25 protein-coding genes are annotated in these 22,333 nt (G+C 63.3%); 8 read left to right on the top strand and 17 right to left on the bottom strand.

Annotated elements, in window-relative coordinates; all coding sequences use genetic code 11:
• The first annotated feature begins 1 nt into the window (after position 1).
• From LIX93_RS14085 to LIX93_RS14075, 3 genes are read left to right on the top strand one after another with little or no spacing between them, the layout of a single operon-like run.
• Positions 2–781: an ABC transporter permease gene (locus LIX93_RS14085; protein ID WP_226504667.1), complete on the top strand. Its 780-nt coding sequence runs from the start codon at positions 2–4 to the stop codon at positions 779–781.
• Positions 774–1,367: a hypothetical protein gene (locus LIX93_RS14080; RefSeq protein ID WP_226504666.1), complete on the top strand. Its 594-nt coding sequence runs from the start codon at positions 774–776 to the stop codon at positions 1,365–1,367. The genes LIX93_RS14085 and LIX93_RS14080 overlap by 8 nt, the downstream gene beginning before the upstream one ends.
• A complete protein-coding gene (locus LIX93_RS14075; RefSeq protein ID WP_226504665.1) occupies positions 1,336–1,617 on the top strand; it encodes a hypothetical protein in 282 nt (93 codons plus the stop codon). The genes LIX93_RS14080 and LIX93_RS14075 overlap by 32 nt, the downstream gene beginning before the upstream one ends.
• Before the next feature lie 192 nt (positions 1,618–1,809).
• Here LIX93_RS14075 and LIX93_RS14070 read toward each other — a convergent pair whose 3' ends face one another.
• The 4 genes from LIX93_RS14070 to LIX93_RS14055 form a co-directional block, all read right to left on the bottom strand.
• Positions 1,810–3,186, bottom strand: coding sequence for an MFS transporter (locus tag LIX93_RS14070; RefSeq protein WP_226504664.1), 1,377 nt, complete (start codon positions 3,184–3,186; stop codon positions 1,810–1,812).
• A gap of 57 nt (positions 3,187–3,243) precedes the next feature.
• On the bottom strand, positions 3,244–4,218 hold the full coding sequence (gene denD, locus LIX93_RS14065) for a D-erythronate dehydrogenase (protein ID WP_226504663.1): 975 nt from the start codon (positions 4,216–4,218) through the stop codon (positions 3,244–3,246).
• Between the two features lie 69 nt (positions 4,219–4,287).
• Positions 4,288–5,136 (bottom strand): ureidoglycolate lyase, encoded by an 849-nt coding sequence (locus tag LIX93_RS14060; protein WP_226504662.1) that lies wholly within the window; start codon positions 5,134–5,136, stop codon positions 4,288–4,290.
• Positions 5,137–5,176: 40 nt separating this feature from the next.
• Positions 5,177–5,917, bottom strand: coding sequence for an SDR family oxidoreductase (locus LIX93_RS14055; protein WP_226504661.1), 741 nt, complete (start codon positions 5,915–5,917; stop codon positions 5,177–5,179).
• A gap of 308 nt (positions 5,918–6,225) precedes the next feature.
• On the opposite strand from LIX93_RS14055, the gene LIX93_RS14050 reads away from it, so the two are divergent.
• The gene (locus tag LIX93_RS14050) at positions 6,226–7,512 is read left to right on the top strand and encodes an MFS transporter (protein WP_226504660.1); all 1,287 of its coding nucleotides are present in this window, start codon (positions 6,226–6,228) and stop codon (positions 7,510–7,512) included.
• 30 nt (positions 7,513–7,542) lie between these two features.
• Here the strand turns inward: LIX93_RS14050 and LIX93_RS14045 are convergent, their stop codons facing one another.
• The 7 genes from LIX93_RS14045 to LIX93_RS14015 form a co-directional block, all read right to left on the bottom strand.
• Positions 7,543–7,797: a hypothetical protein gene (locus LIX93_RS14045; protein ID WP_226504659.1), complete on the bottom strand. Its 255-nt coding sequence runs from the start codon at positions 7,795–7,797 to the stop codon at positions 7,543–7,545.
• A gap of 137 nt (positions 7,798–7,934) precedes the next feature.
• Positions 7,935–8,888 (bottom strand): choline ABC transporter substrate-binding protein, encoded by a 954-nt coding sequence (locus LIX93_RS14040; RefSeq protein ID WP_226504658.1) that lies wholly within the window; start codon positions 8,886–8,888, stop codon positions 7,935–7,937.
• A 234-nt stretch (positions 8,889–9,122) separates the two neighbouring features.
• Positions 9,123–9,338 carry a hypothetical protein gene (locus LIX93_RS14035; RefSeq protein WP_226504657.1) on the bottom strand — a complete coding sequence of 72 codons (216 nt, stop codon included), beginning with the start codon at positions 9,336–9,338 and terminating at the stop codon, positions 9,123–9,125.
• 224 nt (positions 9,339–9,562) lie between these two features.
• Positions 9,563–10,006 carry a periplasmic heavy metal sensor gene (locus LIX93_RS14030; RefSeq protein ID WP_226504656.1) on the bottom strand — a complete coding sequence of 148 codons (444 nt, stop codon included), beginning with the start codon at positions 10,004–10,006 and terminating at the stop codon, positions 9,563–9,565.
• Positions 10,003–10,434, bottom strand: coding sequence for a hypothetical protein (locus LIX93_RS14025; protein WP_226504655.1), 432 nt, complete (start codon positions 10,432–10,434; stop codon positions 10,003–10,005). The genes LIX93_RS14030 and LIX93_RS14025 overlap by 4 nt, the downstream gene beginning before the upstream one ends.
• Entirely contained in the window at positions 10,431–11,054 is a 624-nt protein-coding gene (locus tag LIX93_RS14020) for an RNA polymerase sigma factor (RefSeq protein ID WP_226504654.1), read from the bottom strand. Before LIX93_RS14020 ends, LIX93_RS14025 begins: the two co-directional genes overlap by 4 nt.
• A gap of 110 nt (positions 11,055–11,164) precedes the next feature.
• Positions 11,165–11,485, bottom strand: a complete 321-nt coding sequence (locus LIX93_RS14015) for a hypothetical protein (RefSeq protein WP_226504653.1) — start codon at positions 11,483–11,485, stop codon at positions 11,165–11,167.
• 184 nt (positions 11,486–11,669) lie between these two features.
• On the opposite strand from LIX93_RS14015, the gene LIX93_RS29585 reads away from it, so the two are divergent.
• Positions 11,670–11,792 carry a hypothetical protein gene (locus LIX93_RS29585; protein WP_260524786.1) on the top strand — a complete coding sequence of 41 codons (123 nt, stop codon included), beginning with the start codon at positions 11,670–11,672 and terminating at the stop codon, positions 11,790–11,792.
• A 158-nt stretch (positions 11,793–11,950) separates the two neighbouring features.
• On the opposite strand, the gene ggt is transcribed toward LIX93_RS29585, so the two are convergent.
• Both ggt and LIX93_RS14005 read right to left on the bottom strand, forming a co-directional pair.
• A complete protein-coding gene (ggt, locus tag LIX93_RS14010) occupies positions 11,951–13,678 on the bottom strand; it encodes a gamma-glutamyltransferase (RefSeq protein ID WP_226504652.1) in 1,728 nt (575 codons plus the stop codon).
• Between the two features lie 131 nt (positions 13,679–13,809).
• On the bottom strand, positions 13,810–14,511 hold the full coding sequence (locus LIX93_RS14005; protein ID WP_226504651.1) for a GNAT family protein: 702 nt from the start codon (positions 14,509–14,511) through the stop codon (positions 13,810–13,812).
• A 499-nt stretch (positions 14,512–15,010) separates the two neighbouring features.
• Here LIX93_RS14005 and LIX93_RS14000 point away from each other — a divergent pair, with 499 nt between their 5' ends.
• From LIX93_RS14000 to LIX93_RS13990, 3 genes are all read left to right on the top strand, one after another.
• Entirely contained in the window at positions 15,011–16,228 is a 1,218-nt protein-coding gene (locus tag LIX93_RS14000; protein WP_226504650.1) for a YbfB/YjiJ family MFS transporter, read from the top strand.
• Positions 16,229–16,333: 105 nt separating this feature from the next.
• Entirely contained in the window at positions 16,334–17,218 is an 885-nt protein-coding gene (locus LIX93_RS13995; protein WP_226504649.1) for a LysR family transcriptional regulator, read from the top strand.
• 210 nt (positions 17,219–17,428) lie between these two features.
• Positions 17,429–18,157 carry a CbtA family protein gene (locus LIX93_RS13990; protein ID WP_226504648.1) on the top strand — a complete coding sequence of 243 codons (729 nt, stop codon included), beginning with the start codon at positions 17,429–17,431 and terminating at the stop codon, positions 18,155–18,157.
• Positions 18,158–18,380: 223 nt separating this feature from the next.
• Here the strand turns inward: LIX93_RS13990 and LIX93_RS13985 are convergent, their stop codons facing one another.
• The 4 genes from LIX93_RS13985 to LIX93_RS13965 are packed head-to-tail and all read right to left on the bottom strand — an operon-like array spanning position 18,381 to position 22,316.
• Positions 18,381–19,178: a CoA ester lyase gene (locus LIX93_RS13985; protein WP_226504647.1), complete on the bottom strand. Its 798-nt coding sequence runs from the start codon at positions 19,176–19,178 to the stop codon at positions 18,381–18,383.
• Positions 19,179–19,221: 43 nt separating this feature from the next.
• Entirely contained in the window at positions 19,222–19,989 is a 768-nt protein-coding gene (locus LIX93_RS29660) for a GntR family transcriptional regulator (protein WP_275948751.1), read from the bottom strand.
• The gene (locus tag LIX93_RS13970) at positions 19,990–21,168 is read right to left on the bottom strand and encodes a CoA transferase (protein ID WP_226504646.1); all 1,179 of its coding nucleotides are present in this window, start codon (positions 21,166–21,168) and stop codon (positions 19,990–19,992) included.
• Positions 21,165–22,316 carry an acyl-CoA dehydrogenase family protein gene (locus LIX93_RS13965; RefSeq protein WP_226504645.1) on the bottom strand — a complete coding sequence of 384 codons (1,152 nt, stop codon included), beginning with the start codon at positions 22,314–22,316 and terminating at the stop codon, positions 21,165–21,167. Before LIX93_RS13965 ends, LIX93_RS13970 begins: the two co-directional genes overlap by 4 nt.
• Between the last annotated feature and the right edge of the window lie 17 nt (positions 22,317–22,333).

Below are 22,333 nucleotides of genomic sequence, written 5' to 3'. Positions count from 1 at the left end.
CATGAGTTTCAAAGCGTCTTCGCGCAAGCTGCTCGACAGCAGCTTGGGCATCGTTCTGTTCTTGCTGTTATGGGAAGCCTTGCCGCGCCTGGGCATCGTCAACCCGGGCTACCTCAGCCCACCGTCGGCGGTGGTGGCGGCGATATTCGATCTGGCGGCCAACGGCCAATTGGTCAAGCACCTGGAGGCCAGCCTGTTGCGGTCCCTGGCGGGGCTGGCATTGGCGATCGTCTTCGGCGTCGGCCTGGGCTTGCTGATGGGTTGGTTTACGCGGCTCGAGAGCATCCTCGATCCGTTGCTGCAGCTGTTTCGGCAGACCTCGGCGCTGGCGCTGTTTCCGGTGTTCATTCTGTTTCTGGGCATTGGTGAAGGCTCGAAAATCGCGATTATTTTCTGGGCGTGCTTCTGGCCGATCCTGTTGAGCACCATCAGTGGCGTCAAGCAGGTCGATACGCTGCTGATCAACTCGGCGCTGTCAATGGGTGCCAACCGGCGCTTTCTGTTCCTCAAGATCGTCCTGCCTTCGGCCTCGCCGTCGATTTTTACCGGCGTGCGGCTGGCTGGCGCCTATTGCATCACCGCACTGGTGGCGGCCGAGATGATCGGTGCGCATTCGGGCCTGGGGTTCCTGACGCTCAACTCTCAGGAGGTGTTCCAGATCCCGAGCATGTACGCCGGTATCCTGTTGCTGGCACTGGTAGGCCTGGCGCTGAATTTTTTGCTGGCGTTGCTGGAGCGACGCTTCACCCGTTGGCGGCGAGGCCTCAAACACAGTGGTTAAGCCGCAGTGGGCGCTGGCGGCCATCTTGTGGCTGGGGCTGGCCGCGACCATTGTCTGGCTGCAGCGTACCCCCGATGTACACAGCGTCATGCCGGGCCCGCAGTTGCAGGCGGCTCAGGCGCGCCAGGTGCTGCGGGTAGGCGTGCGCAGTTACCCGCGGCCCACCGACAGTCGCGAGGCGCTGGTCTCCGAACCGGATGAAATGGACAGCGCCTTGGCGCGGGCGCTGGCGGCGTACTTGAAGGTGCCGGTGCAACTGCGGGCATTGCCGGACCGCGATCCACAGGCGCTGCTCAAGGATGGCAGCATCGATGTACTGATCGCCGGTAGCCTCGACTTGCCCACTCTGGAGGCCCAGAGCCGGGCGCTGGACGGGCCGCCCAGCGACTACCGTGAGGGTCGTTTGTTGGCGTTGCGCAATGCGCCCTTGCCGAAAACCGGCCTGCAGGGCGTGCGTCTGCGTGGCCGAAGGCAGCCCGTGGAATGCGCCGTTGCAGAAGCTGGGCACCGTAGCGCGAATCTATCCATCGTCGATCCGCGCGGCGGTGGCGTTCATGGCCGGCGATTGCAGCCTGCTGGCCGATGAGCGCAATACCCTCGAACGCCTGCAGGCGCAACCGGACTGGCGCTTCTACCGCATGCTCGACACCCGCCTCAAGGCCAGCGACGACGCCCGCGTGTACCTGGCCAGCAACGACCGCCAGAGCCTGGCCTACCTGCGCGCCGCACTGCACAGTTGGCAACGCGACGGCGGGCAGGAACAGGCCTGGGGACTGCATGGCAATGCAGTGCTGATCGACAGCTTGAAGGTGGGGCAGGGGTTGGTGTGTCATTGACTGCCAATAGTCGCCGGTACTGATGCTGTGGGAGCTTGCTCGCGAAAAGGCATCGATGGCGCGGTGATGCGGATGGCCTCTTCGCGGGCAAGCCTTGCTCCCACACTGCAATGGCAAGCCCGAACCCTGTGGGAGCAGAGCTTGCTCGCGAAGGGGCCGGTCCTGGTTGCCCAAATCGGCAGCGGGCAAGGATCACGCCTTGCGCACGATTTCGGGTAGCTCGGTAGCGGCACTCGACGCATCCAGGCTGACCTTGTTGCGTGGCATGAAGATCATCCCCAGTCCACCCGCCGCCACGAATGCCGCGATCACCAGAAAGCCCGCGGTATAACTGCCCGTGGTGGTGTACAGCACGCCCGTCAGGTACGGCCCGGTGAACCCGCTGAGGTTGCCGATGGAGTTGATCAAGCCGATCCCCGCCGCCGCGCCGACCCCGGTCAGCACCTGGCCCGGTACCGCCCAGAACACGTTGATGGCGCTGTACACGCCCACCGCCAGGAGGATGAAACCAATCACGATGATCCATGGCTGATTGATCAACAACGCCACTGCGATCGACACCGCCGCCAGCAGGGCCGCGCCACCCGCGTGCCAGTGACGCTCCTGCAAGCGGTCGGAGCGTCGGCTCCAGAGAATCATCGCCACGGCCGCCAGGGCGTAGGGAATGGCCGTGATCAAACCGTTTTGCATCAGCCCCAGTTCCAGCCCGAACGACGCGCGGAAAGACTGCAGCACGCTGGGCAAAAAGAAGTTCATGGCGTTGGAGCCCGAGGTGATGCCGAAGTACACCAAGGCGAGCATCCACACCTGACGATTGCCCAAGGCCTTTTTGACCATTTGCCACTTGGTTGGCTGCACGCCGACCACCAATGGCTTGGCGCGCTCTTCGCGCTCCAGGGTGTCCATCAGCCAGGTACGTTGTTCCAGGGTCAGCCAGTGGGCATCGGCCGGGCGATCGGTGAGGTAGAAGTAGCACACCACGCCAAGGATGATCGCCGGCACCGCTTCGGCGAAATACATCAACCGCCAGCCGACCATGCCGTAGGCGTCGCCTAGTTGAATCAGGCCCACCGACAGCGGCCCGCCGATGACCTGGGCGATGGGTACGCCGAGGTAGAAGGTGGCGATCATGCGCGCCCGATAGCGGCTCGGGAACCACAGCGAGAGCAGGTAGATGACCCCCGGAAAAAACCCCGCTTCAGCGATACCCAGCAGAAAACGCAGGGTGATGAAGTGCCCGGTGGTCTGCAGAAAACCCATGGCCCCGGCGATGATGCCCCAGGTGACCATGATGCGGGCGATCCACACCCGCGCGCCGAAGCGATGCAGCATGACGTTGCTGGGCACTTCGAAGAGGAAATAGCCGAGGAAGAAGATCCCCGCGCCGAGGCCGAAGATCGCCTGGCTGATGCCGATGTCGGCGTTCATCTTCAGCGCGGCGAAACCGACGTTGTTACGGTCCAGGAAGGCGACCACGAACAGCAGAATCAAGAACGGGATCAGCCGCTTGGTCACGCGGCTGATGGTTTGTCTTTCGATGTCGCTGACGTCTGCTAGCGGTGTGTTCATGGTGCGCGTTCTCATGTTGTTATTGTTGTGGTCGGCGATTTGTAATCGGGTGCTGATCTAGGCGTGAGCCGTGTCCTCCAGGTGTGCGCGCACGATGCTGTCGAAGTCGGCATCGGCCTTGAAGCCCAGTGCCTGGGCCCGCGGCGCATCGACCTGACTGGGCCAGCTTTCGACGATGCGCTGGATGGTCGCGTTGGTTTCCCAGCGAATCAACTCGACTGCGGCGCAGCCGGCAACCCGTTCGAGGGCGGCGACCATGTCGGCAACCGTGGTGGTCAGGCCCGGCAGCGGGATGATGCGCTCGCTGCCCAGGCGCTGTGGCGACAGGGTCATGGCCAGCAGCATCGACTCCACGGCGCGGCGTGGCGACGAGATATACACCTGCGTGTCAGGGCGCACGGGGCACACCGCGGGTTCGCCCACCAACGGCTCGCGGATGATCGAACTGAAGAAGGTCGAGGCCGCCTTATTCGGTTTGCCGGGGCGCACGACGATGGTCGGCAGGCGCAGCACCCGGCCATCGATAAAGCCTTTGCGCGCGTAATCCGCGACCAGCAGTTCGCCCACCGCCTTTTGCATGCCGTAGGAGGACTGTGGGGTGAGGGCGGTGTCGTCGTCGACCACCTCCGGCAAGGCACCACCGAACACTGCAAAGCCGCTGGCATACACCACGCGTGGGCTCTGGCCCTGGCGTCGCAAGGTTTCCAGCAGGTTGAGCAGGCCGTAGAGATTGACCTGCATGCCGAGCTCGAAATCGGCTTCAGCGGCCGAGCTCACGACGGCGGCCAGATGCCAGACCAGATCGACGCCCTCGCAGACCTGGGCCAGCGTGGCGGCGTCGCTGATGTCGCCGGTCACTAACTCGATACGCGGATCGCTGGGCACACCTTCACCCGCGAAGGCGTCGAACAGCACGATACGCTCGATGGTGTGTGCGGGTTGCTCGTCGAGGCTCAATTGCCCGGCATCGAGCAGGCGCTGGGCCAGTTGCTTGCCGATGAAGCCGGTGCCACCGGTGATCAGGATGCGCATGGGGTTTCCTTATTATTGTCGTCTGGTGGTCGAGCGCCACACGGCGCTCGACTGGCATTGGCGCAGCGGTCAATCCGCTTGCACGGTACGCTGACGCTGCTCGCCCAGGCCCTCGATACCCAGGCGAATTTCCTGGCCGGGGCGCAGGTACACCGCGTTGGGTTTGACGCCCATGCCCACGCCCGGTGGCGTGCCGGTGGAAATGACATCGCCGGGCTGCAGCGACATGCAGCGGCTCAGGTAGGCGATCAGTGCCGGGATCTGGAACACCAGGGTGCGGGTGTTGCCGTCCTGGTAACGATGGCCGTCGACTTCCAGCCACAGATTGAGCTGATGCGGATCGGCGATTTCATCGCGGGTCACCAGCCAGGGCCCCAGCGGCCCGAAGGTGTCGAAGCCCTTGCCCTTGTCCCAGGTGCCGCCGCGCTCCAGCTGCCACTCGCGCTCGGATACATCGTTGATCACACAGTAGCCGGCCACGTGCTCCAGGGCGTTGGCCTCGTCGATATAGCGTCCGCCCTTGCCGATCACTACGCCGAGTTCGACTTCCCAGTCGGTCTTTTTCGAATCGCGGGGGATCTGCACGTCGTCGTTGGGGCCGTTGATGGCGCTGGTCCACTTGTTGAAGATCACCGGCTCGCTGGGCACCGCCATGCCCGATTCGGCGGCATGGTCGGCGTAGTTGAGGCCGATGCAGATGAATTTGCCGACCTGCCCCACGCAGGCGCCGATGCGCGGCGAGCCAGTGACCAGCGGCAGGCTGGTTGGGTCGAGGCGGGCGAGGGTGGCCAGGCTGGCAGGGTCGAGGGCGGAGCCGGCGATGTCGCTGACATGGGCGGACAGATCGCGGATCTGCCCCTGGCTGTCGAGCAAGCCGGGTTTTTCCTGGCCTTTGTTTCCGTAACGCAGCAGTTTCATTCAGAGGGTTCCCTATACGAGAGGAGTTGCAAAGCAGATGTCAGACGCTCATGCCGCCGTCGATGACGTGCACGCCGCCAGTAGTGTAGGCATTGGCATCGTCGGCAAGGTAGAGCGCCAGTCGAGCGATTTCTTCCGGAGTGCCGATGCGGCCCATGGGTTGGCGCGCGACGAAGGCCCGGTACACCTCGTCTTCGCTGCGCCCTTCGGCTTTTGCCTGGGTGGCGATACGTTGGCGCAAGGAGGGCGAATCGACGGTGCCGGGGCAGATCGCGTTGCAGCGAATGCCCTGTGCGACGTAGTCGGTAGCCACTGATTTGGTCAGGCCGATCACCGCCGCCTTGCTGGCCGAGTAGGCAAAACGGTTGGGCACGCCTTTGACGCTGGAGGCCACCGACGCCATGTTGACGATGCTGCCGCTGCCGGCTGCCAGCATTCCCGGCAGGAAGGCGCGGATCATGCGGTACATGGCGGTGACGTTGAGGTCGAAGGAAAACTGCCAGCCTTGCTCGTCGCAATCGAGCAAGGCCCCGCTGTGCACATAGCCCGCGCAGTTGAACAGTACGTCGATGTCGCCGATCTGTTCGCGCACCGATTCGATCGCTGCAGGTTGGGTCACATCCAGGGTCAGGGCCTGGATGCCAGGCAGGTCGCGAAGGCTGTCGATGTGCAGGTCGGTGGCAATCACCTGGGCGCCGGCCTGCTGGAACGCCAGCACCGATGCCCGGCCGATGCCTTGGGCGGCAGCGGTGATGAGGACGCGTTTATGCTCGAGGCTCATGGGCTGGGGGTTTCCCTGTTGTTATTGGTTTGAAGGGCGTGACGGTATGAACCCTAGTGCGGGTGTTCGATAATCTCCAATGAGAAATGCTTAATGGTTGATAACGGCTGGTTATCGTTCAGCGTTGACGCCACGACCGAGGAGATCCCTGTGGCAAGGGCTGCCGCCGATGAGAGATGGCGCAGCGATGATAACTCCAGGTTATCGATCGATGCGGGTATGTCATTGGGCAATCCTGACGGCCCTCTCTAGAGTGACCGGTGCCCGACCGTTCGAGTCCGGGCATCGAACGCTCAGCAGAGGCGCTTATGAAAACAATAAAAAGCTTCCAGACGATGACGATCGTCTTCCTCTTCATGATCGGTGTGGTGAACTACCTCGACCGTAGCGCACTGTCCATCGCCAATACCTCCATCCAGAAAGACCTGCTGATCAGCCCGACGCAAATGGGCTTTCTGCTGTCGGCGTTTTCCCTGGCCTATGCGTTTTCGCAGCTGCCGCTGGGGGCACTGATCGATCGGCTGGGCAGCAAGCTGGCCCTTGGGGGCTCGCTGATTCTGTGGTCGCTGGCGCAAGCGGCGTTCGGGCTGTTCAGTGGCTACGGGCAGTTGCTGGGCATGCGCGTGCTGCTGGGGATTGGCGAAGCGCCGGTGTTTCCGTCGGCGGCAAAGGCGCTGTCGGAGTGGTTCGATACTCAGGAGCGCGGCACCGCCACGGGCTGGGTGTGGTCCTCGACGTGCATGGGCCCGTGCTTGGCCCCCCCGCTGTTGACGTTGTTCATGGTGCATCTGGGCTGGCGCGGGATGTTCATCCTCACCGGTGCCATCGGTATTGTTCTGGCGCTGTGCTGGTTCGCCTTCTACAAGAGCAAGGCGCAGTACATGGCCGACACCGGGCGCGCCGAGCCGCAACCGATGCAGCGCAGCAAGCGGCCACGGATCCCCTGGACCACAGTGTTCAAGGATCGCAATACCTGGGGGGCTTTTCTGGGCTTCATGGGGGTGATCTATATGATCTGGCTGCACCTGACCTGGATGCCGGGTTATTTCGAGCGCGAGCATGGTCTGGACCTGTATCGCACCGCCTGGGTGGTGTCGCTGGCCTACCTGTTCGGCGCCATCGGCACGGTGTTCGCCGGCAAGGCCTGCGACTGGCTGGTCAAGCGCGGTATGAAGGTGCTGGCCAGCCGCAAGCTGATGGTCATCCTCGGCCTGGTAGCGGCGGCGTTCTTCACCTTGATCGTGGCCTTCGTCGCCAATGTCGTGGCCTGTGTGGTGCTGCTGTGCCTGACGATGTTTTTCATCAACATCTCCAGCGCCACGGCATGGATGATCGTCAACACCATCGTGCCTTCGGAGCGTGTCGCCTCGTTCGGCTCGATCCAGAATTTCGGCGGCTACCTGGCCGGTTCGATCGCGCCGATCCTGACGGGTTTCAGCGTGCAGCAGAGCGGCTCGTTTTCATCGGCCTTCGTGATCAGCGCGGTAGTGGCGGCCTGCTCGGCACTGGCGTATTGGCTGCTGCTTAAAGAGCCACGCACGGTGCCGACGCCGGCACCGGTTGCCAACGCCGGGCTGACGCCGCGAGCGTTGTAAGGCCAGGGCCGCGAGGCGGCCTGCCTTTGGCTATTTGGGCAGATGCTGGCCTTGATACAGCGAGCTGTTGGTTTCGTCCTCTAGCGCGTTGTCGGTGTGGGTTTTGACCTGCTCGTGGCTCAACTCGGGGTCGGCGGCGGTCTCGTCGTCTTCGTGTGGGATCTCTTCATCGCCGCCGAACAGTTCGTGGATGCTTCGCAGTTCTTCGGGCTCGAGCTGCACGTTGCCCGGTGCGCGGGAGTCGTCTGTCGCGCGGAGTTGGCTATCGTTGCCTTCGATTTTCATGGTCACCTCGCTTGGGCCCGGAATTGGGCGCATAAGCATGTGAGGTGGCGCTGCGCAAGACGTTCGATCGCAGTGCCGACCGGTCATCAGGACGGCACTGCATCTGACCCCCGCAGGGTGCCGGGGTCGGGGGAGGCTTATTTGCTCAGCGCGGCCTTGGCGATATCCAGGCCTGGCCGGCCATCCAGGGTGGTCACCCCGGCCAGCCATTTGTCGAGGATCTGCGGATTGGCCTTGATCCACTCGCGGGCGGCGACTTCGGGGCTCTTCTTGTCGGTCAGGACCTTGTCCATCAGCTCGTTTTCCATCGGCAGGCTGAATTCGAGGTTGGTCAGCAGTTTGCCGACGTTGGGGCAGGAAGCCGAATAGCCTTTGCGCTCGATGGTTTCGACGGTGGCACCGCCATAGTTGGGGCCGAAGGAATCATCGCCACCCTCGAGGTATTTCATCTTGTAGTGGGTGTTCATGGGATGCGGTTCCCAGCCCAGGAACACGATCCAGTCCTTACGCTTGGTGGCGCGATCGACTTGGGAAAGCATGCCGGCTTCGCTGGACTGCACCATCTTGAAGCTGCCCAGATCGAACTTGTTGCCGTCGATCAGGCCTTGAATCAGCTTGTTGCCGCCGCCACCGGGCTGGATGCCGTAGATCTCGCCGCGAAATTCCTTCTTGTGCTTGGCGATGTCGGCAAAACTGTGCACGCCGGCGTCATACACGTAGTCGGGCACGGCGAGGGTGTATTTGGCGCCCTGCAGGTTGACGCGTACGGTACTGACGGTGCCGGCTTTCAGGTAGGGGGCGATCACATCGACGCCTGAGGGCATCCAGTTGCCGAGGAAGAAGTCGATCTTGCCGTCTTGCATCGACTTGAACGTTACCGAGGCGGCCAGCAAGGTCGTGGTGGTCTTGTAGCCCAAGGCCTCGAGCACGGCGGCGGTGCTGGCGGTGGTGACCGAAATGTCGGTCCAGCCGACGTTGGACAAACGCACGGTTTCACAGCTTTGCGGGTCGGCTGCCTGGGCCACCAGGGGCGCGGCGAGCAGGGGAGAGCACAGCGAAATTGCAGCAAGCAATGACTTGATTTTATGCATTCGAGAGTTCCCTGAAAAATGGATGTGACCATCATTTCCATAAAGCGCCCGCGCCCGGATTGACCTCCGGGCACGGGTTAGCGCTCTACTATGGGGGACTCGTGTGACAGTGCCTAGTCTGTTGGCGCGTTCAGTTAGATTGCGTCGCATTTGGCACAGGGTCGCCGATGTTGTCCTGCAGAATGCGTCCAGATCGAACCAGGCGCCATAGCGCCCGGTTGTCACGGCACCGGTCTAGCGCTCGCGCCAGTGGCCCGGTACCCAGATCCAGTCGCGCTCGCCTTCACGGTAGTGTCCGGGGACCCAATGCAGGCCCGGCGCGGGCATGACCGGCACGACTTCAACCGGTGGCGGTGGCGGACGGTGGGGGCGGGGTTGCTCGACGACACAGCCTGCCAGCGAGGCAGCAATCAGGGTAGCAGCGAGGGTGGCACGGAAAATCGGCTTCATGGCAGATCCTTGTGGACAGTCACCGGCACTCTTTAGCGCGGTGTACGGGAGTTAAACGCGGCTGTTGGGGAATTCCGTCGGTATCCGTACAAATCTTGCGGGCCTCTTCGCCGCCGAACGTGCAACCTTGCTCCCACAGGTGTACTGCTTAGGCTCTGCTTCCACTGTAGGAGCAAGGCTTGCCCGCGAAAAGGGCGGAACATTCAGCCCCGATATCCCAGGTTTCACTCATCCCGCGAGTACACCGATTGCGCCAGGGTCTGTCGTTCGTCCGGCGCGAGGTTGCCGGCGAAGTCAGCCAGCAGCGTGTCGACCTGTGCGCGCAAGGCGCCGTCGGCTTCGCGGGCCTTGCTCAGGTCGCGGTCCAGGGCCTCGCGGTCCAGGCGTGGCTCACGCAAGCGTTGGACCACCGCCTGTCGTGCCTCGCGGCGAGCGGCCAAAAGATTCTGATTGTCGCTGCGGCTCTGGCGTAGGGCCAGGCGCAACTCGTGGCGCCGGGCTTCGGGGAGTTGGGCCAGGGCCTGGCGCAAGCCATGAGCATGGTCCGGCTCGAGCACTGCTTGCTGATTGCGCCAGTGGTACAGGCCACCGCCGATACTGCCGAGCAAAAAAACATTGAGCAGCAAGGATGCCGCGAGCAGCGGGGTAAAACGTCGACGGGCCGTCATTGCGGGGTTTCCTCGGCAGCATCCAGGTTGAGCACGACGTCGCCATCGCCTGAGTCGAATACATTGGGCAAGGCTTCATGTTCCACCGCCAGCGGCAAGGTCAAGGAGGCCACCAGGATGCCGGCGGCTACACCGGCCAGGCCAACGCCGACGAAGCTGGCGCCGAACAGCCAGGAAAACGATCGAGCCCAGAAGGAAGGCGCTCGCGTGGCATCGGCAACGATCCGGTGCACCAGGTGTGGCGACACGGCTGGCGATGGATGGCGATCGAGCTGCCCGTCCAGCCAGCTGGCCTGGCGCAGTATCGCGTTCAGCGCGCCGTCGTCGCTCGCCAACAGCGCTTGCGCAGCGTCGCGCTCGGCACTGGGCCAACGTCGCAGATCACCGCCATAGGCCTCGGCCAACTCGCTAAATCGGTGCGGTGTCATCGTTGTCCCCCTCCTGGTCGGGCGTCGCCGTGGTAAGCGGCCAGAGTGTTGCGCAGCGTGCGGCGTGCCCGTGACAACAGGCTTTCCAGCGCTTCGACGCTGATGTTCATCAGCGCTGCCGCTTCGATATTCGATAGCCCCTGATAGTACTGCAACACAATGGCCTCACGCTGACGGTCGGGCAGGGCCGCCAGTGCGTCGGCGACCTGGTGGCTCTGCGCGGCAGCCTCCAGTTGTTCGTCCGGGCGCGGCGCGGTGTCGGCCAGTTCGCGGGTATCGTCCTCATCAGCCAGTGGCTGCGCCTTGCGTCGCCGCAAACGGTCGTGGCACAGGTTCAACGTCACCCGATGCAGCCAGGTGTCGAAGCGTGCCTGGCCGGCCCGCCAATGCGCAGCGTGCTTCCAGATTCGTACAAAGCTCTCCTGAGCGACATCCTTGGCTTCCTCGGCATCGCCCAACAGGCGGCTGGCCAGCGCAAGCAGGCGGGGCAACTTGCGCTGGACCATCTCCTCGATGGCGGCCGGTTCGTTGTGGCCGATACGGGCCAGCAACTCGACGTCCGGATCAGGTTCGTTCAAAGGGTGTTTCTCGGGCGGTTGACTGGATCGGCAGCCTCGCATCACAGATGCGGGAGGGAGACGCTCTGTGTGTCTCCCTCGATACAGACAACAACGCGCAAAATGGTTCATCGCCAGGGTGCTCGGCACGTGATCGCTCAGTGCCAGGGCTCTCAGCGCAACCAGTGCCCTTCAACCCAGAACCACTGCGGGCCGCGTGCTTCCCAATGTCCTGGTTCCCAACGACCCGGGCCGCGCATCTCTTGCCAATGACCGGGGAACCAGAAATATGCATGGCCGTCCCACTTCCAGTGGCCCCGATCCCAGGCATAGCCTTGGCGATCCATCGGCGCCCGCTCTTCACGCATCGGTGGCGGCGGAGGTTGCTGCATATATTCGCGGGCCAGGACCGGTGCACTTGCCAACGCGCTTGCCAGCGCGGAGGCGGCCACGGGAATGATCAGGGCGTATCGCAACTTGGCCAGAAGGCTCATGACATCTCCTCATGCAGCGTTCACAGTGAACGTAGCTGCTGAGTTGAACGCATAAGGCTGGCGCAATCCGTCGCGAAAAAATAATTATTTTTGCACCGACGGATTTTGCCGGGGAGCGGCGTTGAATGTGTGTAGCCCGATACGTTGATGGGCTGCACCGTCATTACTGCCATGAGGAATTACCATGTACCGTCGATTTGCACTGATGCTGGCCACCGTGATGATGCTCAGCAGCCTGAGTGGCTGCATCATCTTTCCGGACCACGGGCATGGGGGCGGGCACTGCTGCTGGCGCTATGACCGCTGAGGATTGATTACGGGGATTGATTCGCTCTTTGGCTTGCGGGCCTCTTCGCCGCCGAACGCGCACCCTTGCTCCCACAGTATCAACAGTTGCGTACCTGTGGGTGCAAGGGTGCGCGTTCGTCGGCCAAGGAGCCGGATTGGCTGGCGCAAAAAATCCGATCAGTACCCCAACGCCTCGCCCGTATTGCGCCGTGGGTCATTGGCGCCATAGAACCTGTTATCGCCCACCGGCTTGGCGCCTAGCGCGGGTGCCCCTACCAGTATCGCTGCCACATGGTTGGCCGGTTGTGCGCCGGTGAACTTGTGGCCCCAGCTTTCAAGGATCTTGCGCGTATCGGCGCTGACCGTGAACGGCTCCAGGTTGGTGGTTTCCGGCATCCATTGCTGGTGGAAGCGCGGCGCATCCACGGCTTCCTGAATGGTCATGCCGTAGTCGATCACGTTGAGCATGGTCAGCAGGGTCGCGGTGATGATCCGGCTGCCCCCCGGCGTGCCGACCACCATCAGCGGCTTGCCATCCTTGGTGACGATGGTCGGGCTCATGGACGATAGCGGCGTCTTGTACGGGGCGATGGCGTTGGCCTCGCCCTGCACCAGGCCGAACATGTTCGGCACGCCGACCTTGACCGTGAAATCGTCCATCTCGTCGTTGAGGATGACCCCCGTGCTGCTCGCCATCACCCGCGCGCCGAACCAGTTATTGAGCGTGTAGGTGACCCCCACGGCGTTGCCCCATTTATCGACGATGGAGTAATGGGTGGTGTTGCTGCCTTCGTGCGGGGCGACGCCGGGCTTGAGCTCGGCGGAGACACCGGCCTTGTTCGGCACGATGGCGGCGCGCAGGCTGGCGGCGTAGTTTTTGTCGAGCAGATGGGCTACGGGGTTCTTGACGAAATCCGGGTCGCCCAGGTAGCTGTTGCGGTCCACGTAGGCGTGGCGCATGGCTTCGATCTGGTAGTGCATGCCTTGGGCCGAGTGATAGCCCAGGTCGGTCATCGGGTAGCCTTCGAGGATGTTCATGATTTCGCAGATCACTACGCCGCCTGAGCTCGGTGGCGGCGCCGAGACGATGTGATAACCACGGTAGTCGCACTCCACCGGTGGCAGCTCGCGGGTACGATACTTGTCCAGATCGGCCTGGGTGATGATGCCGTCGCCGGCCTTGCTCGAGTCCACCAGGGCCTTGGCCACCCACCCTTTATAGAAACCGTCGGCGCCGTTGCTGGAGATGCTGCGCAGGGTCTTGGCGAGGTCCTTCTGCACCAGTTTTTCGCCCACCTTGAACGGCTCGCCGTGGTTCAGGAAAATCGGCGCAAGGTCTTTGCTGTCCTTGCGAAAGTCGGCAGTGGTGGTGCCCAGCATGTCGACGTCACCCTGATCGAGGACGAAGCCTTTTTCGGCATAGGCGATGGCCGGGGCGATAAGTTTGGCCCGTGGCTGGGTGCCGTATTTGTGCAGCACATATTCCATGCCTGACACGGTGCCCGGCACGCCGACCGCCAGGTGGCCGTCGGTGCTCAGGCCGGGGATGACCTTGCCGTCCTTGTCCAGGTACATGTTGGCGGTGGCTGCCAGCGGGGCTTTTTCGCGAAAGTCGATAAAGGTCTTGCGGCCGTCCGCCAGTTGCAGGGTCATGAAGCCGCCGCCACCAATATTGCCCGCGGCGGGGTAGACCACCGCCAGTGCATAGGCCACGGCGACGGCGGCATCGACGGCGTTGCCGCCGTGCTTGAGGACATCGACGCCGACTTCGGTGGCCAGGTGCTGGGCGGTGACGACCATGCCGTGTTCGGCGGCGACCGGTGCTACCGAGGCGGCTTGCACCGAGGTCCAACTCACGATCAACAACGATGCGATCAGCGTCCGGGTGGGGTTTGCCAATTTCAAATCGATACTCTCTTCTTCCAGGAAAAGGGATTGCGGTATGGGAGCGGATTGCGCCCGCGAAGGGTGTTCTGTGTGGTCGTCAGCGGCACCTTCGCGGGTAGAACCCGCTCCCACAACAGCATCGTCGTTATTCAGGATTGCGCAAGTCTGCTGCGCTGCTGGCCGCTGGCGTCGAAGTTTTCCGGTGCGAGCCAGCGCTCGAAGGCGGCACGGCGGGCTGGCCATTCGCTGTCGATGATCGAAAACCACGCGGTATCGCGGCTGCGGCCCTTGTAGATGACGGCCTGGCGGAAAATGCCCTCGAAGCTGAAGCCCAGTCGCAACGCGGCTTGGCGCGAGGGCGCGTTGAGGGCGTCGCACTTCCATTCATAGCGGCGGTAGCCGAGGGTTTCGAACACAAAGTGCATCAACAGGAACTGGGCTTCGGTGGATACCGGGGTGCGTTTCATCAGCGGCGAAAAAGTCACGTTGCCGACTTCGATGGCGCCATGCACGGGGTCAATGCGCATCAGCGACAGTGTGCCCACGGCGCTGCCACTGGCTTGGTCGACCACGGCCCAGTGCTGCGGATCGGCGCTGGCGGCGGCGCCTTCGAGGTAAGTGCGATAGCTGGCGGCGTCGGGGAAGGGGCCGACGAACAGGTAAGTCCAGTCGCTGCCATCGGTCTGCGCGCAGTAGGCGGCATAGAGTGAATCGCCATGGGCTTCGACATTCAGCGGTTCGAGCCGGCAAGTGCGGCCCTGCAGGACCTGGCGCGGTGGGCGCTGGCGTGGCGTCCAATCCGCAACGTCGGGGCCGATGGGTTGGTCGAAGGCGTTGAGGCGGGTGGTCATGGGGCGTTCCTTGAGCAAAGGCAAGCAGGGTTTACAGGTCGCTTCGGCTGGCCTCTTCGCGAGCAAGCTTTGCTCCCACAGGCGTACGACTCAGGGGCGGTTTACATCTGTGGGAGCAAAGCTTGCTCGCGAAGAGGCCTTTCGGCCCAACGCTGTTCAAAGGCCAAGTTACCGGCCAATGGCCCCACAACCAAGAGCCAATGGCCGCTCGAATCAGGGAACCATTCCATTACCGGCAGCACGGCGGCGCTATTTTCAGCACAGGGGTGCAATACCCCCGCTGGAGCAATCCGTCATCCTGGAGGCAGATGCAAATCCAGTTCGTGCATGTGTTCCTCCCTTTTCGGCGGCGCAGCGGTCTCCTCCCTGGCCAGCGCCGCCGCTTTTTATCCGTATCGATGCCGGCCTCCCTGCCGATGATCGCTATCAGTGCGGTTGATTTCTGCGGTGCAGGCGCTCCCCCTAGAATCACCGCATTACTCATCAAGGAAGCCTCCTCATGTCCACTTATGCCGCGGCCACGCCGCAATCGCGCCATAGCGTGTGGCTGCATATCTTCGCCGGCCTGTGCGCCAGCTTGGTCAGTATCGGTCTGGCGCGGTTCGCCTACACGCCGTTGATTCCGCAACTGATCGAAGCCCATTGGTTTGCCCAGGCCGACGTGGTCTACCTCGGTGCAGCCAATCTGGCGGGGTATCTGATTGGCGCCTTGCTCGGTCATCCGTTGGGCAAGCGCATCGGCAACCCACACACGTTGCGCCTGATGCTGGTGGTGGCAAGCCTGTCGTTTCTGGCCTGTGCCTGGCCGTTGTCGTTCGCCTGGTTCTTCGTCTGGCGGTTGCTGTCGGGCATCGCGGGCGGCGCGATCATGGTCCTGGTGGCGTCCACCGTGTTGCCCCATGTACCGGTCGCCCGTCGCGGGCTGGCCAGTGGCGCGATCTTCGTCGGCATCGGTTTGGGTATCGCCGGTTCCGGTACGCTGGTGCCGGCCTTGCTGCACTGGGGTTTGCGCGATACCTGGATAGGCCTGGCCCTGGTGGCGGGCGTGTTGACGGCGGCGAGCTGGTTTGCCTGGCCCGCCGCCACGGTGGCCAACCCGGCGGCGACATCTGCGGGGCAGCCGGACAAGCCGAGCGATACCAGTGGCGGCGGCTTGCGCCTGCTGTTCTCACAGTACGCGCTGATGGCCAGCGGGTTGGTGCCGGCCATGGTGTTTCTGGTGGACTACGTCGCTCGTGGTCTTGGTCAGGGCGCGCATGTCGCAGCGCTGGTGTGGGTGATGTACGGCATCGGCGCGATTCTGGGGCCGATGGTCTACGGCCTGTTGGCGGATCGCCTGGGCGCGCGGCGCGGCATTCGCTGGGCCTTGGTCGTACAGGCAGTGGCGGTGGGGCTGTTGGGCGTCAGCCAGCAACCCTTGCTGTTGTGCGCGCTGGCGCTGGTGATCGGTTCGTTCCCGCCTGGGATCGTGCCGCTGGCCTTGGCGCGGGTGCATGAACTCAAGCACAGCGCTCATGCTCAGCAAGTGGCGTGGAGCAAGGCGACGGTGGCGTTCGCGAGCTTCCAGGCGTTGGCCGGTTTGCTCTACTCGCTAATCTTCAACGGCACCGGCGGTCATTATCAACTGCTGTTCGGTATAGCCGGGGGTGCGCTGCTGCTGGCCCTGCTGCTGGATTACGTCGCTCTGGGCTGGGGGCAGCGTCGTTCCCGGCGTTGAGCCGGCCGAACGACGATGTGCGAGCCGCCACGGCAGGTAGTCAGGAGCCTGGACAAGGATTATGCTTAGAGGATATTTCCTTTGGCTTTTTCATGTGCAGACCGAATGAAAATCGATGACATAGACGCCTTCGTGGCGGTAATTCGTTGCCAGTCGATCAGTGTCGCGGCGCAGTCGCTGGCGCTGACCCAGCCGGCCATCACGCGCCGCGTGCAGAACTTCGAGCAAGCGCTGGGTGTGGAGTTGTTCGACCGCAATACCAAACCGCTCAAGCCGACGGTGATGGGCCATCAGGTCTACCAGAAGTGCCTGGCGATCCTGCGCGAGATGGATGCCCTCAGCGAGCTGGTGGCCAGTGATACTCCCCCGTCCGGCTTGCTGCGCCTGGGGGTGCCGCAGACCCTGGGCGATGCGGTGTTGCTCGATGCGCTCAAGCAGTTGCGCCAGGTCTACCCCGAATTGCAGCCAAGGGTGGCCACCGGTTGGGGCAGCCAGTTGATCGACAAGATCGCCAATGGCGAACTGGATGCCGCCGCAGTGTTGTTCCCGGCTGGCAAGGTGTTCCCTGAAAACATCGTCGGCCAGTCGCTGGGCAAGCTGGAGCTGGTGGTGGTGTGCGCCGCGGCGCAGTTGCCGAAAAAGCCGATCAAGCTCGCCGACTGCTATGCCCAGGGCTGGGTGCTCAACCCCGACGGTTGCGGTTTTCGCGCCGGGCTGCAGCGCACATTGGGGGACATGGGCCTGAGCCTCAAGGTCAACCTCGAAACCTTCGGCACCGAGTTGCAGTTGGGCTTGGTAGCCGACGGCATGGGCCTGGGCCTGGTGCCGCGGCCCTTGCTGGAGCGCAGCGTGCATCGCGAGCGTCTGGCGGCGATGGTGGTCAAGGATTTCAAGCCGGTGATGGACCTGTGGCTGGTGCAACCGCGCCTGCTCGGCAATCTGCAGGCGCCGGTCGCGGCTTTTGGCGATCTGGTGACTCGGGCGCTGTGATGTCCGGGATGCTCGCGTGCAGGCACCGCACACCCCGCGCGGTAGCCGCGGTAGCTGCATGAAAACAAACTCAGAATCGCGGATCGCCAGAGGCGCTTCGCGATTTTGCCGTTAGACTCCGCCCAATTCCGCTCAGCCGTTGTTCTTCCCGTCGTCATCGATGGTCGTCAGCGGCTGGGCCTGGTTGCCACTGACACGAGGCGTTTTTCAATGGTTGGACGTTTACTCGTCAGGGGGCTGTTCGTTGGTCTGCTCGCCAGTGTGCTGGCGTTTGGTTTCGCCAAGGTGTTCGGCGAGCCGCAGGTCGACAGTGGCATCGCGTTCGAGCAAAGCGTGGTGCACATGCACAGTGACGACACCGATGAACCCGCCTTGGTCAGCCGCCAGATGCAGGCATCCTATGGCCTGTTCAGCGGTGTGGTGGTCTATGGCACGGCACTCGGCGGCCTGTTCGCGCTGGTGTTCGCCTGCGCCTTGAATCGCGTCGGGCCGATCGGGCCGCGGGGGCTGTCGGCACTGCTGGCGCTGGTCGCGTTCGTTGCGGTGATCCTGGTGCCGGACCTCAAATACCCGGCCAACCCGCCTTCGGTGGGCGATCCGGATTCCCTCGGTCAGCGCACCGAGCTGTTCTTCCTCATGCTGCTGGTGTCGGTCGCAGCCATGGCCATTGCCGTGCGCAGCGCCTGGGGATTTATCGCGCGATACGGCCTGTGGGGCGGGGTGACGATGACGGCGCTGCTGTACATCATCATCGTCGCCTGTGCGGGTGCGTTGTTTCCGCCGGTCAATGTCGTACCCGAGCATTTCTCGGCGGAGCAGCTGTGGGATTTCCGCGTGGCGTCCTTGGGCATCCAGGCGGTGCTGTGGTCGGCGATCGGGTTGATTTTCGGTGCCTGGGCGCAACGGGTGCTGGTCGAGGCGCAGGTGTCGTCGATCTGAATCTTTGCGCCATCTGATCCGCTTTTTTATCGTCTATCTGCCGCTGTTATGAAAATCAGCGGCGGCGCACCATAGCGCTGTCATCCGAATTCAACGGTGTGGAGGTGCAAGATGGACGGTCTGATCATGTTGATCATTGTCGCGGGGACCCTGGGCTCCTTTGGCTATGTGATGTATCTGATCCACAAGGAAAGCCGCGAGAGCAAGTGAACCCCGCGTCGGTTCACGCCGACTCGAGTATGCGTCTGGCGCGCAGGATCACCGGCAGGTCGATGAGCTTGCCGTTTAGGCTCAGCGCCCCGACACCCTGGCTGGCGTCCACAACGTCCAGCACCGAGCGCGCCCACTGCACTTCACTGGCATGGGGGCGCAGGCCGTCGTTGATGGCCTGCACCTGCTTGGGGTGCACGCACAGTTTGGCGCCGAAGCCTTGCAGGCGCGCGCGCTCCACTTCATGCGCGAGCAGGGTGGCGTCGCTCAGATCGACCGTCACGCCATCCACTGGCGCCTCAATCCGCGCCATGGCCGAGGCGATCACCAGTTGCGAGCGGGCGAACAGCAGCTCCTGATCGTCGCCGACGATTCCGGTATCGACCTGAAAATCCACCGAGCCGAACGCCAGGCGCAGTACCTTCGGGGCTTGCGCCAACTCGGCGACGTTCCAGATCCCGCGGGCGGTTTCGACGATCGGCAGGATGCCTAGTTTGCCCGGTAGCCGCGCAGCCAGTGCAGCCAGCTGCGTGGCGCTTTCCGCTTTGGGCAGTGATACGCCCAGCAGTCCGGGGCAGTCGAGCAAGGCACAGTCATCTTCGTACCACGCGGTATCGCTGCCGTTCAGGCGTACCCAAGCACGGCCCCCTGCGCGCAGCCATTGGCCGATAGCGTCGCGGGCGGCGTCTTTGCCTTCTGGGCTGACCGCGTCTTCAAGGTCGATGATCACCACATCAGCGCCGGCCGCACAGGCCTTGTCGAAGCGCTCCGGGCGGTCGCCGGGGACGAACAGATAGGATCGAGCAGCCATGGTGTGGGCTCCGTGGTGTGTCAAAAAGAGCAGGCGGGCGCTTTCAGGACGCCGCGCCCTGCCATTTGAGCTGTTGGCTGAAGGAATAGCTGAAGCGCTCGCCGGGGTGCAGGCTGACTGCTACTTCGAGCAACTCCTGATTGTGGCCGTAGTAGCGGCGGATGATCCGCAGCCCCGCCGAGCCAGCGGCCACCTGCAGGCGCTGGGCATCGGCGGCATCGATCAGCACGGCGCTGATGTCCTGGCGCACGTCGGTGACGCGCAGGCCGAAGCGCCGTTCGATCAAGGCGTAGATGGGTTCACGCCCATCGCCCAGATCCTCCGCCACGCTGCGGTAGGCGCGGGCGATATAGGCATGGGTGAAGGCCAGTGGCAGTTGGTCGCCCTCGCGAAAACGCAGGCCGCTGACGCAGAGCCATTCCTGGCCGGGCTGACACTCCAGCCACTGCGCCAGTTCGGCGTCGGCGCTGATATCGTGGATGCCGTGGATATCCAGGCGCACATCGCGCACGTACTGGTGCAGGTCAGCGATGTCGGCATGGGCTTGTACATAGCGTGCAGCGACTTCGACGGCTTTGACCCGACTGCCGATGCCGTGCTGCTTGTGAATCAGGCCCAGGTCACTGAGTCTGCGGATCGCCTCGCGCACGGTATGACGGCTGACGCCGAACTGCTGGCACAGCTCGTGTTCGGTGGGCAGCAGGCTGTCCAGCGGGTAGCGTGCGGCCTTGATGTCGTCCATCAAGGCTTGCGCCAGCAGCAGGTAGCGGGGCTGCCCGCCGCCCAGTGGCGAAGGCGAATCCTGGCTCATTCAGATCACTCCAGCGGCTTTGCGCGGTGGCACGGCGCGCAGCGGCCCCAAGACGCTCTGATTATGCGCACCCAGGCGTGGCGCGGCCTGGCTGGGCAAGGTCTCGCCAGGGCAGCGGATCGGGCAGGCAAGGGTCTTGATGGTACCCCGCGCCGGGTGCTGGGATTCGACGATCAGGCCTTGGGCACGGGCAAATGGATTGTCCAACGCCTGGCCGACATCGTTGACCGGCGCGGCAGGGACCTGCCCGGCGAAATGCTTGAGCCATTGCTCGGTGGTGGCGGTCATCAGCACGGCGTCGAGTTCCTCGGTGAGCTGATCGCGGTGCGCCAGGCGCGCTTTGAAGTTGCAGTAGCGCGGGTCGCTGGCCCACTCCGGACGGTCGATCAGTTGCGCCAGTATGCCCCAGAACTTTTCCTTGTTGCACATGATGAACATCCAGCCGTCCTGAGTCCGATACATCTGGCTCGGGGTCAGCGATGGGTGTGCGGAGCGCGGCGCCCGATCAGTCTTGATGCCGTCGTTGAGGTACCAGGTGCCCAGGTAGTTGAGGTTGTGCATGGCCACGTCATACAGACTTACATCGATATCCCGGCCGATGCCGGTAGCCCGCGCGCCCACCAGGGCCGCCAGCAGGGCCAGAGCCGCAGTGGTGCCGGTCATCATGTCGATGATCGAGATGCCGAAGCGCGCCGGCGGGCCGCCGGGCTCCCCAGTGATTGCGCAATAGCCGGCTTCGGCCTGCATCAGGTAGTCGTAGCCGGGCCAGGCCTTGCGCTCACCCTCGCGACCATAGGCCGACAGGTGCGCGCACACCAGTTTCGGATTGTGCTCGGCCAGGTCCGCATAGGTCAGGCCGAGCTTGGCCGGCAGGTCGCCGCGCAGGTTGTCGTAGAGCGCGTCGGCGGTCTTGATCAGTTCGATCAGAGTGGCCTTGTCGGTCGGGTCCTTGAGGTTGAGGGTCACGCTTTTTTTGTTGCGATTGAAGGACTGGAAGAAATGGCTGTCGCCTTCTTCGAAGAAATACGGCCCGACCGCACGACCGACTTCACCGCCTTCCACCGGGTTCTCGACCTTGATCACCTCGGCGCCGAGATCGGCCAGGTGCTGGGTGCCGAAGGGGCCGGCACCGTATTGTTCGACGGCGATGATGCGCACGCCAGCAAGGGGCAGGCTCATACCGGATTCCTCTCGATGAGTTGACGGGCAATGATGATGCGCTGCATTTCATTGGTGCCTTCGCCGATGGTCAGCAGCGGTGCGTCGCGGTACAGGCGCTCGACGTTGTATTCCTTGGAGTAGCCGTAGCCGCCATGAATGCGCATGGCTTCAATGGCGTTTTCCAGGGCCGCTTCGGTGGCGAAGTACTTGGCCATGCCGGCTTCCATGTCACAGCGCAGGCCTTTGTCATAGGCGTTGGCGGCCGACTCGGTGAGCAGCCGTGCGGCCTCTACGCGGGTGGCCATTTCGCCAAGCTTGAGTTGGATGGCCTGGTGTTCGCAGATCGGCTTGCCGAAAGTCTTGCGGATCTGCGCATAGCTGGTCGCCTCCTGCAAGGCGGCGCGGGCCACGCCGACGCCGCGGGCGGCGACATTGATGCGACCCAGCTCCAGGCCCGACAGCACCTGCTTGAGGCCCACCCCTTCAACCCCGCCAATCAGGCAGTTGACCGGTACCTTGAAGTCTTCGAACACCAGCTCGCAGGTGTCGATGCCTTTATAACCGAGCTTCTCCAGCTTGCGCGCGACCTTGAAGCCCGGCCCTTTTTCCGCGATCAGCCAGCTCATGCCCTTGTGCCGCGGCTGGGCGGTGGGGTCGGTCTTGACCAGCAATGCCACCACATGGCCGTGCAGGCTGTTGGTGATCCAGGTCTTGGCGCCGTTGACGATGTAGTGGTCGCCCTCGCGTCGCGCAGTGGTGCGGATGGCCTGCAGGTCGGTGCCGGTGTCGGGCTCGGTAAAGCCCACGGCGGCGCGCATTTCGCCGCTGGCCAGGCGCGGCAGGTAATACTCCTTTTGCCAGTCGGTGCCGTGGCGGTGGATGGCGCTGGCCACGATCAGGTGCGAATTGATGATCCCCGAGAGCGACATCCAGGTGCAGGAGATGCGCTCGACGATCTTTGCGTAGGTCGAGGTCGACAAGCCCAGGCCGCCATATTCGGGCGGGATGATGCAGCCGAACAGGCCCATGGCTTTCATCTTCTCGACCATCTCCTCGGGATAGATATCGTTTTTTTCCAGCTCGTGGACATAGGGCTTGGCCTCGACCTCAAGGAAGCGGTCGACGGCATCGAGGATCATGCTTTCCTGTTCGTCGTATTCGTTCATGGTGGTTTCCTTATGCG

This window comes from Pseudomonas sp. MWU16-30317, assembly GCF_020515695.1.
Taxonomy (GTDB): domain Bacteria; phylum Pseudomonadota; class Gammaproteobacteria; order Pseudomonadales; family Pseudomonadaceae; genus Aquipseudomonas.
This window is presented reverse-complemented; position numbering and strand designations above follow the sequence as displayed.